The organism is Comamonadaceae bacterium OTU4NAUVB1 (assembly GCA_024372625.1).
GTDB lineage: Bacteria > Pseudomonadota > Gammaproteobacteria > Burkholderiales > Burkholderiaceae_C > Variovorax.
This window is the reverse complement of sequence record CP099605.1, coordinates 266610-281401: the sequence shown is the minus strand read 5'-3', so window position 1 is coordinate 281401 and position 14792 is coordinate 266610. Positions and strand designations below refer to the sequence as shown.

Genomic DNA, 14792 nt, shown 5'->3' with positions numbered 1-14792 from the left:
CCGCGTGGCGCCGGCTCAGTCGGTCGCCGGCGCGGCCATGCAGGCGCGGCACAGCATCAATGCCAGGCGCTGCAGGGCGGGCCACCCGCCCACCGGCCAGTCCGGCTGCCGCAGTCCCTTGACGATGCCGTCGACGACGTGCGCGGCGCGCAGCAGCCGGGCCAGGGCGCGGTCGTCCAGGCGCGGCAGCACGCGCTCGAAGGCCCGTTCGCGCGCGCCCCAGATGCGGTTCTCGCGCAGCGCCATGGGCAGCGGCCGGCCGGCCGAGAGGGCGTCGCGCACGCGTTTGAGGGCGCGGATGTCCTCGGCCAGCGCGTAATGCACCAGAACCTCGGCCTCGCCCTCGGCGCGCAGGCCGTCGAGCATGCGCGCCACGCGCAGTGGCTGGCCGGCGAGCACCGCCTCGGAGAGCTTGAAGACGTCGTAGCGCGCGACGTTGTTGACCGCGCCCTCGACCTGCTCCCAGGCCAGCTCGCCGGCCGGATGCAGCAGTGCGAGCTTCTGGATCTCCTGGTGCGCGGCCAGCAGGTTGCCCTCCACGCGGTCGGCGAAGAACTGCAGCGTGCGCTGGCCTTCCTCGCCGGGCTTCACGCGCTGGCCCTGCCGCGCCAGGCGCTGGGCGATCCACTGCGGCAGCGCGGCGCGGTCCACCGGATCGACCTGCAGCGTGACGCCGTGGCCTTCCAGCGCCGCGAACCAGGCGCCGCTGCGCGTGGCCTTGTCCAGGCGCGGCAGCAGCACCAGCGTGAGCGTGGTGTCGTTGCCGTCGGCGGCCTCGGCGATCTGCTGCAGGGCGGCGCTGCCATCCTTGCCGGGTTTGCCCGAGGGGATCCGGATCTCCACCACCTGACGGTCGGCGAACAGGCTGAGCGAGCCGCCGGCGGCCAGCACCGCGCTCCAGTCGAAGTGGGCGCCGGCGACGGTGTGCGAGGTGCGCTCGGTGTAGCCGCGCTCGCGGGCCGAGCCGCGGATGGCGTCGGCCGCCTCCTGGGAGAGCAGCGGCTCGTCGCCGTGGATCGCGTAGAGCGAACGCAGGCCCTTGGCCAGGTGCGACGGCAACTGCGCCGGGTTCAGCTGCATCGGACGCGTCCGCCTACAGTTCCTTGACCGCCGCGAGCCGCCGCAGGAGCTGCTGGGCGATGTCGTTCTGCATGTCGCGGAACAGCAGTTCGGCCTCGCCTTCCTTGGCCAGCGCGGAGGTCTCGTTGTAGGTCAGGTCGCGCTGCTGGATGATCTCGTCGGCCTGCAGCTCCTTGCCGGCGGGCGTGTAGAGCCGGAAGCGCACCCGCAGGCGCAGCTGCAGCTCGCGCACCTCGCCGACCGAGTTGGTCGACAGCACCCGGCGCTCGCGGCCCTCGCCCAGGATCGCCAGGATCGCCTCGGCCTCGTTCGCACGCTCGGGCGGCAGCAGCGTGACCGTGCCGGCGGCGACGAAGAGGCGGCGCAGGTAGTTGATGAAGGCCGTATTGCCGGCCACCGACAGCGTCTTGAAGGCGAAGATCGGCGCCTTGCGCAGCGCGAAGCCGCAGCCCGCGAGGCCGGCGGCCAGGACCGGGGCGCCCAGCAGGGCGAGCGCGCCGCGGCGCGAAGGGAAAGCGGGGTGTGTCGTCGTCATCGGGATGAGGGAGTCGGTGGGGGTCGCGCGTCTCACAGGACCACGTTGACGAGACGCCCGGGCACCACGATCACGCGCTTGGGCACGGCGCCCGCCGCGTGCAGGGCCAGGGCCTCGCTGGCGCGCGCCACGGCCTCGATCTCCTCCCTGGACGCGCCGGCGGGCACGCGCAACGCGCCGCGCAGCTTGCCGTTGACCTGCAGCATCAGCTCGATCTCGTCCTGGACCAGGGCGTCCACGTCGACCACCGGCCAGGGCGCGTCGAGCAGGTCGCCGTGATCGCCCGCGTAGCCCAGTTCGTTCCAGAGCTGCTGGGCGATGTGCGGCGTGGCCGGATAGAGCACGCGCAGCAGGATGCCGAAGCCTTCGCGCAGCGCCACCGCGTCGCCCGGCTCGCCGGTGGGCTTGAACGACTCCAGCGCGTTGAGCAGCTTCATCGCGCCCGAGACGACGGTGTTGTATTGCATGCGCTGGTAGTCGTAGTCGACCTGGCGCAGCACGATGTGGACTTCGCGGCGCAGCGCCTGCGCGGCCTTGCCGAACGCCGCCGGCGTCCCCGGCACCCCGGCGGCGGCGCGGGCGGCCTGCTGCGCGGCACCGAAGTTCCAGACCCGCCTCAGGAAGCGGTAGCTGCCCTCGACCGCCGCGTCGTTCCATTCCAGCGTGGCCTCCGGCGGCGCGGTGAACATGGTGTAGAGCCGGGCGGTGTCGGCGCCGTACTTCTCGATCAGGTCCTGCGGGTCGACGCCGTTGCGCTCGCTCTTGCCCATCTTGCCGATGCCGCCGTACTCGACCGCCGAGCCGTCGGCCAGCGTGCCGCCGGCGATGCGGCCCTGGGCGTCGAGCACCGGCGTCACTTCGAGCGGCGGGAAGTAGTCCTTGCCGCCCGACGGGCCGCGCCGGTAGTAGATGTGGTTGAGCACCATGCCCTGCGTCAGCAGCTTGGCGAAGGGCTCGTCGACCGTCACCAGGCCGAGGTCGCGCATCACCTTGGTCCAGAACCGCGCGTAGAGCAGGTGCAGGATGGCGTGCTCGATGCCGCCGATGTACTGGTCCATCGGCATCCAGTAGCGCGCGCCTTCGCCGACCATGGCCTGGTCGTTCCTGGGGTCGCAGTAGCGCATGAAGTACCACGACGAGTCGACGAAGGTGTCCATCGTGTCGGTCTCGCGGCGCGCGGGCTTGCCGCACACCGGGCACACCACGCCGGCGTGGAAGCCTTCGTGCTTGTGCAGCGGGTTGCCCGAGCCGTCGGGCACGCAGTCGGTGGGCAGCACGACCGGCAGGTCGGCCTCGGGCACCGGCACGGCGCCGTGCTCGTCGCAATGGATGATGGGAATGGGCGTGCCCCAGTAACGCTGGCGGCTCACGCCCCAGTCGCGCAGGCGCCACGTGGTCTGCATCTCCCCCAGGCCCTTCTGCGCCAGCGTGTGCGCCACGGCGGCCACGGCCTCCTTGAAGTGCATGCCGCTGAAGTTGTCGGAGTTGATGGTCACGCCTCGCGCCTTGTCGCCGTACCAGTCCTGCCACCGGTGGTAGTCGAAGTGCGGCTCGTGGTCGACCAGCACGACCTGCACGATCTCGATGCCGTAGCGGTTGGCGAAGGCGAAGTCGCGCTCGTCGTGCGCGGGCACGCCCATGACGGCGCCGTCGCCATAGCCCATGAGCACGTAGTTGCCGACCCAGACCGGCACCTGCTCCTCGGTGATCGGATGCGTGACGGTGAGGCCGGTCGCCACGCCCTTCTTCTCCTGCGTGGCGAGCTCGGCCTCGGTGGTGCCGCCGCCCTTGCATTCCTCGAGGAAGGCGGCGACCTCCGGATCGGTCCTGGCGGCGTGCAGCGCCAGCGGATGCTCGGGTGCGACCGCGCAGAAGGTCGCGCCCATGATGGTGTCGGCGCGCGTCGTGAAGACGTACAGGCGGCCGTCCTGGATCAACCGGCCGCCCTCGCCCCGGATGTCGTGCGTGAAGGCGAAGCGCACGCCCTCGCTCTTGCCGATCCAGTTCTCCTGCATCAGCTTGACGCGCTCGGGCCAGCCCGGCAGCTTGTGCTGGGTGTGATCGAGCAGCTCCTCGGCGTAGTCGCTGATCTTCAGGTAGTAGCCGGGGATCTCGCGGCGCTCGACGGTGGCGCCGGTGCGCCAGCCCTTGCCGTCGATCACCTGCTCGTTGGCCAGCACGGTCTGGTCGACCGGGTCCCAGTTCACGACCTGGGTCTTGCGGTAGGCGATGCCCTTCTCGAGCATCTTCAGGAACAGCCACTGGTTCCACTTGTAGTAGCTCGGATCGCAGGTGGCGATCTCGCGGCTCCAGTCGATCGCCAAGCCCATCGCCTGCAGCTGGCCGCGCATGTAGTCGATGTTCTCGTGCGTCCACTTCGCCGGCGGCACGCCGTTCTTCAGCGCCGCGTTCTCCGCCGGCAGGCCGAAGGCGTCCCAGCCCATGGGCATGAGCACGTTGTAGCCCGACATGCGCAGGTAGCGCGCGAGCATGTCGTTGATGGTGTAGTTGCGCACGTGGCCCATGTGCAGCTTGCCGCTGGGGTAGGGCAGCATCGAGCAGGCGTAGTACTTCTTCCGGGAGGCGTCCTCGGTCACGCGGTAGGCGTCGGCGGCGGTCCATTGCCGCTGGGCGCTGGCTTCGACTTCGGAGGGCTTGTAGCTGGGATTCATGGGGGTTCTGGCAACGGCCCGGCGCTCGGTCGGCCGGGGAGAATGGATTATCGCGGTCAACGCCCCTACAGTCAGGCCCGACCCTCGCCGAGAACGCGTTCCCTCCCTCTTCTGCCGCCATCGATCTCCCATGCTCACCGAAGGACGGCCCTTTCCCTTGGGCGCCACGGCCGGCCCCGCCGGCGTCGATTTCGCGCTCGCCGCGCCCGGCGCCACGAACGTCGAACTCTGCCTGTTCGATGCCGCCGGGCGCGTCGAGACGCGACGCCTGTGGCTGCCGGCCTGCACCGACGGCGTCTGGCACGGCCACCTGGCCGGCGCCGCCCCGGGCCTGGTCTACGGCTGGCGGGTGCACGGCCGCTGGGCGCCGCACGAGGGCGCGCGCTTCAACCCCGCCAAGGTGCTGCTCGACCCGTACGCGCGCGAGATCGTCGGGCGCTACGACGGCGGCGACCTGTTCCTGGGCCACGTGCCGGGCCGCCCGGCGCAGCGCGATCCGCGCGACAACGCCGCCGTCGCGCTCAAGGCCCGCGTCGAGGCGCCCCTGGCGCCCGGCGCCCGGCCCCCGCCGATCGAGGCACGCCCGCGCGTCGCCGCGACGAACCGCGTGATCTGCGAGCTCCACGTGCGCAACCAGACCATGCGCCATCCGCGCGTGCCCGAGGCGCTGGGCGGCACCTACGCCGGGCTGGCCGAGCCGGTCGTGCTCGACCACTTCCAGCGCCTGGGCGTCACCACGCTCAGCCTGATGCCGGTGCAGCACCGCGCCGACGAGGCGCGCCTGCTGAAGGCGGGCCTGTCCAACCACTGGGGCTACAGCACCATCGGCTGGTTCGCCCCGGAGTCGCGCTACTGGAGCGGGCGCCCCGGCACCACGCCGGCGAGCGAGTTCCGCGCCCTGGCCGCCGCCGTGCACGCGCGCGGCATGGAACTGCTCGTCGACGTCGTCTACAACCACAGCGCCGAGACCGACGAGGACGGCCCGACGCTGTCGCTGCGCGGCATCGACAACGCGCTCTACTACCACCTGCGGCCCGACGACCGCGCCCGCTACGAGAACTGGACGGGCTGCGGCAACTGCCTGGATTTCACCGAACCGCGCGTCGTGCAGCTGGCCACCGACAGCCTGCGCCACTGGGTGCAGGCACTGGGCGTCGACGGCTTCCGCTTCGACCTGGCGCCGGTGCTGGCGCGGCGTGCCGGCGGCGACTTCGATCCGCGCGCGCCGTTCCTGGCCGCCGTCGCGCAGGACCCGGTGCTCGCGCGCGCGCTGCTCGTGGCCGAGCCCTGGGACATCGGCTCCGGCGGCTACCGGCTGGGAGGCTTCCCGCCGGGCTGGCTGGAATGGAACGACCGCTTCCGTGATGCCCAGCGCGGCTTCTGGCTCGACCACGGCACCGGCCTGGGCGAGTTCGCGCACCGGTTCGCGGGCTCCAGCGGCGAGTTCCAGCACGACCGCCGCGCGCCGACGGCCAGCGTCAACTTCGTCACCGCGCACGACGGCTTCACCCTGCGCGACGTGGTGAGTTACGAGGCACGCCACAACCTCGCCAACGGCGAAGGCAACCGCGACGGCAGCAGCCACAACCTCAGCCGCAACTGCGGGGTCGAGGGGGAGACGACGGACCCCGCCGTGCGCGCGCGGCGCGCCCGGCTGCAGCGCACGCTGCTCGCCGCCCTGCTGCTGTCGCAGGGCACGCCGATGCTGCTGGCCGGCGACGAGATCGGCCACACCCAGGGTGGCAACAACAATGCCTATTGCCAGGACAACGCGACCAGCTGGCTCGACTGGGCGCACGCCGACATCGGCCTGCAGCGCTGCGTCGCGCAGCTGCTGGCCCTGCGTCGCGAGGCCGCGCCGCTGCGCAGCGGCGCCTGGTGGCCGGCGGCGCCACCGGCGGCGGACGAGCCCGGTGGCGCCCATGTCCTGCGCTGGCTCGCGCCGGACGGCACGGACATGCGGCCCGAGGACTGGCTGCGCCGCGGTCGCCACGCGCTGGCGATCCTGTTCGACGCGCCGCCTTCGGAGGTGGCATGGCTCGTGCTGGTGAACGCCGGTCCGGAGGCGGTTGAATTCGACCTGCCGCCGGGCCGTTGGCGGTGCCGGTTCGCCAGCGATGCCCCGCCGGACGGGCCGGCGACGCCGGCGGCCGCGCGGACCGGGTTCTGGAAACTGCAGGCCGGCTGCCTCTGGCTCGCCTGCGGGGCTTCGGACCCCGGCGCCGGTGCTACGCTGGCGTGACCACGGTCAGGGAGTCACAGAACAACACGACGGCACCGGCGGGCGAACTTTCGCGACGGCACGGACATTCCCATCCCAGGAGACAACCCCATGGACTCACCACGCAATCCGGCCACGCCGCTCCAGTCGCACCAGCTGGTGCGGCGCACCATCGCCCTCGTGCTCGCGGGCGGGCGCGGTTCGCGGCTCAAGCAGCTGACCGACCGGCGTGCCAAGCCGGCGGTGTACTTCGGCGGCAAGTTCCGCATCATCGACTTCGCGCTGTCGAACTGCCTGAACTCCGGCATCCGGCGCATGGCGGTGGTCACGCAGTACAAGTCGCACTCGCTCATGCGCCACCTGCAGCGCGGCTGGAGCTTCCTGCGCGCCGAACTCAACGAGATGGTCGACGTGCTGCCCGCGCAGCAGCGCACCGGCGACGAGCACTGGTACCGGGGCACGGCCGATGCCGTGTTCCAGAACCTCGACATCATCCAGACCCGCTCGACGCTGCACGACTACGTCGTGGTGCTGGCCGGCGACCACATCTACAAGATGGACTACTCCATCATGGTGAAGGACCATGCCGAGCGCGGCCTGGGCTGCACCGTCGGCTGCATCGAGGTGCCGCGCATGGAGGCCACCGCCTTCGGCGTCATGGCCATCGACGCGGACCGCAAGGTCACCGCCTTCCTGGAGAAGCCGGCCGACCCGCCGGCCATGCCCGGCCACCCCGACGTCGCGCTCGCGAGCATGGGCATCTACGTGTTCGACTCCAACTACCTCTATCAGCTGCTGGAGGAGGACGCGGCCAATCCGGACTCGGATCACGACTTCGGCAAGGACATCATCCCGCGCGCCGTGGCCGCCGGCCGCGCGCTGGCGCATCCGTTCGGCATGTCGTGCGTCACGCGCGGCCCGCGCGGGCCGCAGACCCAGGCCTACTGGCGCGACGTGGGCACGATCGATGCATTCTGGGCCGCCAACCTCGACCTCGCCTCCGTCACCCCGGAACTCGACATCTATGACACCGACTGGCCCATCTGGACCTACCAGCGCCAACTGCCGCCGGCGAAGTTCGTCGTCGACCTCGACGGCAACAACGGCACGACGGTCAACACCATCGTCTCGGGCGGCTGCATCGTCTCGGGCTCCAAGGTGAAGGACTCGGTGCTGTTCTCGGGCGTGCGGATCCATTCGTTCTGCGACATCGGCCAGGCCGTGCTGCTGCCCGACGTGGAAGTCGGCCGCGGCGCGCGGCTGCGCAAGGTGGTGGTCGACCGGGGCTGCGCGATCCCGGCGGGCATGGTCGTCGGCGAGGACGCCGAGGCCGACGCGGCGCGCTTCGAGCGCACCGAGACGGGCGTGGTGCTCGTCACGCGCGACATGCTCGCCGCCCTCGAGAAGGCGCCGGCCTGATGCGGATCCTGCAAGTCAGCGCCGAACTGTTCCCGCTGCTCAAGACCGGCGGGCTGGCCGATGTCACGGGCGCCCTGCCGCTGGCGCTCGGCGCGGCCGGAGAGGACGTGCGCGTGCTGCTGCCGGGCTTTCCGGCGATCGTGGCGGGCGTGAGCGACGCGGTCGAGGTGGCGACGTTCCAGGCGCCCTGGGGCGAGCGCGCCGTGCTGCGGTTCGGCCGCATCGGCATCGCGCCCGCCCCGGCCGGGGCCGCCGCGACGACCGTCGCCGCCTACGTCATCGACGCGCCCGCGCTCTACGACCGGCCGGGCAATCCCTACGAGGACGCGTCGCGTCAGCCCTACGGCGACAACCACCGCCGCTTCGCGCTCCTGGGCTGGGCGGCGGCGCTTCTGGCGCAGGGTCTGGACACGGCGTGGCGCCCCGAGGTGGTGCACGCTCACGACTGGCACGCCGGCCTCGCGCCCGCGTACATGGCGCTCGCGCCGGCCACGCCGGGCGTGCCGCGCGCGGCCGGCGTCTTCACCGTGCACAACCTGGCCTACCAGGGCGTGTTCCCGCCCTGGGCACTGGACGGCCTGGGCCTGCCGCGCGAGGCCTTCGACGTCCGCGGCGTCGAGTTCCACGGCCAGCTCTCCTTCATGAAGGCCGGCCTGTTCTATGCCGACCGCCTCACCACCGTGAGCCCGACCTACGCGCGCGAGATCCAGACGTCCGAACAGGGCTGCGGGCTCGACGGCCTGCTGCGCGACCGCGCCGGCGCGCTCACGGGCATCCTGAACGGCGTCGACGACGCGGTCTGGAATCCGGCCACCGACGCCCTGATCCCCCACCGCTACGACGTGCGCCGCCCGGCCGGCAAGGCGCTTTGCAAGGCGGCGCTGCAGGCCTCGCTCGGTCTGGCCGTCGACCCCGACGTGCCGCTGTTCGTGATGGTCAGCCGCCTCACCCCGCAGAAGGGCCAGCCGCTGGTGCTCGACGGACTCGACGCCCTGATCGCGCGCGGTGGCCAGCTCGCCGTGCTAGGCAGCGGCGACGCCGCGCTGGAGCACGCCTTCGTCGCGCGCGCCGCCGCCGCGCCGCGCTCGGTGAGCGCGACCATCGGCTACGACGAGCGCTTCGCCCACCTGCTCTTCGGCGCCGGCGACGTGACCCTGGTGCCCTCGATGTTCGAGCCGTGCGGCCTGACCCAGATGTACGGCCTGCGCTACGGCTGCCTGCCGCTGGTGCACCGCGTCGGCGGCCTGGCCGACACGGTGGCCGACTGCACGCTGGAGAACATGGCCGACGGCAGCGCCACCGGCTTCGTCTTCGACGGCTTCGACGGCGGCCGCTACGCCGCCGCCGTGCGCCGCGCCTTCGCCCTGTACGAGCGGCCGGCCGACTGGCGCCGCGTGCGCGCCGCCGCCATGCGCCGCAGCGCCGACTGGGCCGGCCCCGCGGCGCGGTACGCCGACGTCTACCGTCAGGCCCTGGCGGCTTGAGGACGAGTCGCCGTCACCTTTTGCCCTCAACCCACCGACCCGACTTTCCCCAACGACGAGTTCCCCCATGACGATCAAAGACTTCGCCTACGACCATCCCGACCGCGACGTCGCCGCCTTCAAGCGCGCCGTGGCGAACAAGCTCATCTACGCCGTGGGCAAGGACCCGGTGACCGCGAGCCCCGACGACTGGCTCAACGCCACCGCGCTGGCCGTGCGCGACCAGCTGGTCGAGCGCTGGATGGCGACCACGCGCGCGAGCTACGACCAGGAGCTCAAGCGGGTCTACTACCTTTCGATGGAGTTCCTCATCGGGCGCACCTTCACCAACGCCCTGCTCGCGCTGGACCTGCAGGCCACGGTGAAGCAGGCGCTGGCGGACTTCGGCGTCGACATGGCGGAGCTGGCCGAGCGCGAGCCCGACGCGGCGCTGGGCAACGGCGGCCTGGGCCGGCTGGCGGCCTGCTTCCTGGATTCGATGGCCACGCTGGGCGTGCCGGGCTTCGGCTACGGCATCCGCTACGAATACGGCATGTTCCGCCAGAAGATCGTCGACGGCCAGCAGGTAGAGACGCCCGACTACTGGCTCACGCGCGGCAACCCGTGGGAGTTCCAGCGGCCCGAGGTCACCTACCGCGTGCGTTTCGGCGGCCGCGTCCAGCGCCGCGCCGGACCGCAGCGCGAGGGCCAGCCGCCCAGCTCGCAGAACGAGCCCTTCGGCGCGGCCGACTGGGTCGACACGCACGACGTGCTGGCCATGGCCTACGACACCATCATCCCGGGCTACGGCACGCAGGCGACCAACACGCTGCGCCTGTGGTCGGCGCGCGCGACCGAGGAGATCGACCTGTCGGCCTTCAACCGCGGCAACTACATGCAGGCCGTGGAAAGCAAGAATCACTCGGAGAACGTCTCGCGGGTGCTCTACCCGGACGATTCCACGCCCTCGGGACGCGAGCTGCGCCTGCACCAGGAGTACTTCTTCGTCAGCGCCAGCGTGCAGGACCTGCTGCGCCGCTACCTGCGCAACCACGACACCTTCGACGCCCTGTCCAACCAGGTCAGCATCCACCTGAACGACACCCACCCGGTGCTGGCGGTGCCCGAACTCATGCGCCTGCTGCTCGACGAGCACGGGCTCGACTGGGACAGCGCCTGGGCCCAGACGCAGAAGGTCTTCAGCTACACCAACCACACCCTCATGCACGAGGCGCTGGAGACCTGGCCGGTGGAGATGATGGGACGCATCCTGCCGCGCCACCTGCAGATCCTGTACGACCTGAATTCGCGCTTCCTCGGCTCGGTGACCGAGAAGCTCGGCAACGACGTCGAGCTGCTGCGCCGCCTGTCGCTGATCGACGAGACCGGCGAGCGCCGCGTGCGCATGGCCTACGTGGCGGTGCTGGCGAGCCACTCGATCAACGGCGTCTCCGGGCTGCATTCGGAGCTCATGACGCAATCGATCTTCGCGGACTTCTATCGCCTCTTTCCCGAGCGCTTCAACAACAAGACCAATGGCGTCACGCCCCGGCGCTGGCTGGCGCAGGCCAACCCGCCCCTGGCCGCCCTGCTCGACCAGCGCATCGGCCGCGGCTGGCGCCGCGACCTCACGCAGCTGCAGGCCCTGCGCCCGATGGCCCAGCAGGCGCCCTTCATCCGCGCCTTCCGTCACGCCAAGCGCGAGAACAAGCTGCGCCTGGCCAACTGGATCGAGCAGCACATGGGCCTGGTGGTGGACACCGACGCGATGTTCGACGTGCAGGTCAAGCGCATCCACGAATACAAGCGCCAGCTCCTGAACGTGCTGCACGTGATCGCGCGCTACCGCCGCATCGTCGCCGCCCACGACGCCGGCCAGCCGGCCGACGTGGTGCCGCGCGTGGTGGTGTTCGCCGGCAAGGCGGCCTCGGCCTATCACGCGGCCAAGCTCGTGATCCGGCTCATCAACGACGTCGCGGCCGTGGTCAACAACGACCCGCGCGTGGGCAAGCTGCTCAAGGTGGTGTTCCTGCCCAACTACAGCGTCAGCCTGGCCGAGATCATCATGCCGGCGGCCGACCTCTCCGAACAGATCTCCACCGCCGGCACCGAAGCCTCCGGCACCGGCAACATGAAGTTCGCCCTCAATGGCGCGCTGACCATCGGCACGCTCGACGGCGCGAACGTCGAGATGAAGGAGAACGTCGGAGACGAGAACATCTTCATCTTCGGCAACACCACGCCGCAGGTGGCCGACATCCGCGCCCAGGGCTACCAGCCGCGTCACTTCTACGAGTCCAACCCGGAACTCAAGGAGGTGCTGGACTCGATCCGCGACGGCGCCTTCTCGCCGGGAGAGCCCGCGCGCTACCAGGGCATCTTCGACACGCTGGTCAACTGGGGCGACCAGTACCTGCTGCTGGCGGACTACGCGAGCTATGTGGCGATGCAGGACAAGGTCGACACGCTCTACCGCGATGCCGACGCGTGGACGCGCATGGCGATCCTGAACGTGGCGGGCATGGGCGCCTTCTCGTCCGACCGCACGATCGCGCAGTACGCGCACGAGATCTGGAACACCAGGCCCGTGGTGCTGAGCTGATCGGGCGGCCGCCCGACGCCGGTCAGCGGGCGGGGCCGGCGGTCGGCGCATCGGCGACGAAGCCGATGCGGGTGAGGCCGGCACGCCCGGCGATCCCCATGAGCTCGACGATCCGGCCATAGGGAATGGCGCGGTCGGCGCGCAACTCCACTTCGGTGTCGGGCGCGGTGGCGGCGAGGGCCGCCAGGCGCGCGGACAGCATGGCTTCGTCGACCGGCTGGTCGTCGAGGAACAGCGCGCTGCGTGCGTCCACCGACAACCGCACGGGCCGGGCCGCCCGGGTGGCGGCACGGCCGGCGTCGGCGCGCGGCAGATCGACGCGGATCGCGGTGGCCATCAGCGGCGCGGTGACGATGAAGATCACGACCAGCACCAGCATCACGTCCACCAGCGGCGTCACGTTGATGTCGCAGAGCGGGCGCTGGCCGCCCGCGCCGGTCGAGCGGCCGCCCGGCACGGCGCCGCCGGCGGTGAGGCCACCACGACCGAAAGCCATCAGGCCACCGGCATCGGCCGTGCGGGCGGCAGCGGCGCCAGGGCCGGCCGCGGCTCGCCGAAGACGCCCAGGAGGTCGTGCGCGAAGCCTTCGAGTTCGGCCTCGATGCGGGCGATGACGCGGCCGAACACGTTGTAGGCCAGCACGGCCGGCAGCGCCACCGCCAGGCCGAACGCCGTCATGACCAGCGCCTCGCCCACCGGCCCGGCGACGCGGTCGATGGTGAAGCCCCCGGCGTCGGACAGGCCGGCCAGAGCCCCTCGGATCCCCCAGACCGTGCCGAGCAGACCGACGAAAGGCGCCGTGGCCCCGACCGTCGCCAGCAGGATCTGCCCGCCCTGAAGGCGGCGCAGGACCCCGTGCAGCGCATCGCGCAGCACGCGCGTCAGCCGCTGATCGCGACCACCGGCCGCACCGAGGGTCCCGGGACCGTCCGGGGCCGCGCGTTGCGCGGGATGGTCGTCCCGGGACGATGGCGGCCATGTTCCGGCGAGTTCCTTCAACGCTGTCACCGTCGGCAGCACCCAGCCTGGACCGTCGAAGACATTCAGGCCGCGCTCGGCTTCGGCGAGCGAGGGGGCCTGCCAGAACGCCGCGATGCTGCGCATCACTCCCCGCGTGCCGGCGCGCAGCAGCCAGCCCTTCCAGAGGATCGCCACCCAGCTGGCCACCGACATCGCCAGCAGCAGCGCCGCCACCGCGCGGCTGACGGCATCGCCGTGCCCGAGCAGTTGCAGCACCGTCATGGCCGGATCGCCTCGTGCGCCTAGCGCAGGCCCAGCACGTCGAACATGTCGAACAGGCCCGCCTCGCGCGTCGCCAGGAAGCGCACCGCGCGCAGGCTGCCCTGGGCGTAGGTCGCGCGGCTGGCCGACTTGTGCGTGATCTCGATGCGCTCGCCGGTGCCGGCGAACAGCACCGTGTGGTCACCGACGATGTCGCCGCCGCGGATGGTGGCGAATCCGATCGACGACGGGTCGCGCTCACCGGTCACGCCTTCGCGCCCATACACGGCACAGTCCTTGAGGTCGCGCCCGAGCGCCTCGGCGATCACTTCGCCCATCTTCAGCGCGGTGCCAGAGGGCGCGTCGACCTTGTGGCGGTGGTGCGCCTCGACGATTTCGATGTCGTAGCCGGTCGAAAGCGCCCTGGCCGCCATCTCCAGCAGCTTGAGCGTGACATTGACGCCCACGCTCATGTTGGGCGCCATCACGATGGCGATGTCCTTCGCGATGTCGGCGATCTCGGCTTTCTGCGCATCGCTGAAACCAGTGGTGCCGATGACCGCCTGAACGCCCAGTTCACGACACACGGCCAGGTGGGCGAGCGTGCCCTCGGGACGCGTGAAGTCGATCAGCACCTGCGCGCCCTGCAGCCCGGCGCGCAGATCGGACGCGATCCGCACCCCGCTGTCGAAGCCCAGGAAAGCTCCGGCGTCGTCACCGATCGCGGCGCTGCCGGCCACGTCGAGCGCGCCCGCCAGGGAACAATCCCCGGCATCGCGCACGGCTTCGATCAGCATGTGGCCCATGCGGCCGGACGCCCCCGCGATCGCGACGCGGCGTGGGAGGGCGAGGGATGGCGAGGCATCGTCGGAAGAAGCGGTGAATGCGGTCACTTTGAACAAGCCTTCAATTCAAGGAGTGCGAGGCCGGTTCGGGCATCGCGGCCGGCTTCCTCGCGCAGACCGGATGGGACCCTGCCTGCAGGACGACCGGCACGGAGCGACCGCCCGACCGTGCGCGTCAGCGCTCCAGTGGTGGGTAACTGGCCGGCAAGGGCGCCAACGGAGCGGGCGCGTTGGCCGGCAACGGCGTGGACTTAACCGGCGCCACCTTGTCGAGTTGCGCCTCGGAGGCCTCGAGCACGGGCACCTTGCCGATGCGGCGACGGGTGTCGAGGGTGGCGACGAACTCCTGTTCGCTGGGCATGACGTCGCCCTGGTACCTGTCGAGCAGCTCGCCCTTGAAGAACACCGTGAGACGTCGCTGTTGCGGCTCGACACCCTGGCGCCGGATGGTGAAGACATAGTCCCAGCGATCGGCATGGAACACGTCGGTCAGCAGCGACGTACCCAGAATCTCCCGCACCTGCTGGCGCGACAGGCCCGGCTTGAGCAACTCGACCTGCTCCTTGGAGACGAAATTGCCTTGCACCACCTCGACCTTGTACGGTGTCACGGCGACCAGCGCGTCCCGCGTGCGATCGGTGACGCTGCCACAGCCGCTCAGCGACCAGCCCGCCACCGCGACCGCAGCCATCGGCCACAGACGGCCTTGGAGATTGACAAGCATGAATGGAGGA

General features: G+C 71.1%; 11 protein-coding genes. 4 read left to right on the top strand and 7 right to left on the bottom strand.

The annotated features are described in order from the left end of the window. Positions 1–15: 15 nt before the first annotated feature. Genes holA through leuS form a run of 3 tightly spaced genes read right to left on the bottom strand, consistent with a single transcriptional unit; the run spans position 16 to position 4287 of the window. Positions 16–1080 carry a DNA polymerase III subunit delta gene (gene holA / locus NF681_04720; GenBank protein ID UST54515.1) on the bottom strand — a complete coding sequence of 355 codons (1065 nt, stop codon included), beginning with the start codon at positions 1078–1080 and terminating at the stop codon, positions 16–18. Between the two features lie 13 nt (positions 1081–1093). After that, a complete protein-coding gene (gene lptE / locus NF681_04715; protein UST54514.1) occupies positions 1094–1615 on the bottom strand; it encodes an LPS assembly lipoprotein LptE in 522 nt (173 codons plus the stop codon). Positions 1616–1647: 32 nt separating this feature from the next. Beyond that, positions 1648–4287, bottom strand: a complete 2640-nt coding sequence (gene leuS, locus NF681_04710) for a leucine--tRNA ligase (protein UST54513.1) — start codon at positions 4285–4287, stop codon at positions 1648–1650. Between the two features lie 130 nt (positions 4288–4417). Between leuS and glgX the strand changes: the two genes are divergently transcribed. The 4 genes from glgX to NF681_04690 all read left to right on the top strand — a co-directional run bounded on the left by glgX (position 4418) and on the right by NF681_04690 (position 11992). Then, positions 4418–6529: a glycogen debranching protein GlgX gene (gene glgX / locus NF681_04705; GenBank protein ID UST54512.1), complete on the top strand. Its 2112-nt coding sequence runs from the start codon at positions 4418–4420 to the stop codon at positions 6527–6529. Between the two features lie 90 nt (positions 6530–6619). After that, positions 6620–7927, top strand: a complete 1308-nt coding sequence (glgC, locus tag NF681_04700) for a glucose-1-phosphate adenylyltransferase (protein ID UST54511.1) — start codon at positions 6620–6622, stop codon at positions 7925–7927. Then, the gene (gene glgA / locus NF681_04695; GenBank protein ID UST54510.1) at positions 7927–9411 is read left to right on the top strand and encodes a glycogen synthase GlgA; all 1485 of its coding nucleotides are present in this window, start codon (positions 7927–7929) and stop codon (positions 9409–9411) included. The genes glgC and glgA overlap by 1 nt, the downstream gene beginning before the upstream one ends. A gap of 67 nt (positions 9412–9478) precedes the next feature. Beyond that, positions 9479–11992: a glycogen/starch/alpha-glucan phosphorylase gene (locus NF681_04690; protein UST54509.1), complete on the top strand. Its 2514-nt coding sequence runs from the start codon at positions 9479–9481 to the stop codon at positions 11990–11992. A 22-nt stretch (positions 11993–12014) separates the two neighbouring features. Here NF681_04690 and NF681_04685 read toward each other — a convergent pair whose 3' ends face one another. From NF681_04685 to NF681_04670, 4 genes are all read right to left on the bottom strand, one after another. Continuing rightward, positions 12015–12488, bottom strand: a complete 474-nt coding sequence (locus tag NF681_04685; GenBank protein ID UST54508.1) for a biopolymer transporter ExbD — start codon at positions 12486–12488, stop codon at positions 12015–12017. Further along, complete coding sequence (locus NF681_04680) at positions 12488–13234, bottom strand: MotA/TolQ/ExbB proton channel family protein (GenBank protein ID UST54507.1); 747 nt, start codon at positions 13232–13234, stop codon at positions 12488–12490. The genes NF681_04685 and NF681_04680 overlap by 1 nt, the downstream gene beginning before the upstream one ends. Positions 13235–13254: 20 nt before the next feature. Further along, positions 13255–14019: a 4-hydroxy-tetrahydrodipicolinate reductase gene (dapB, locus tag NF681_04675; GenBank protein UST55867.1), complete on the bottom strand. Its 765-nt coding sequence runs from the start codon at positions 14017–14019 to the stop codon at positions 13255–13257. Positions 14020–14233: 214 nt separating this feature from the next. Then, the gene (locus NF681_04670; GenBank protein ID UST54506.1) at positions 14234–14782 is read right to left on the bottom strand and encodes an outer membrane protein assembly factor BamE; all 549 of its coding nucleotides are present in this window, start codon (positions 14780–14782) and stop codon (positions 14234–14236) included. Between the last annotated feature and the right edge of the window lie 10 nt (positions 14783–14792).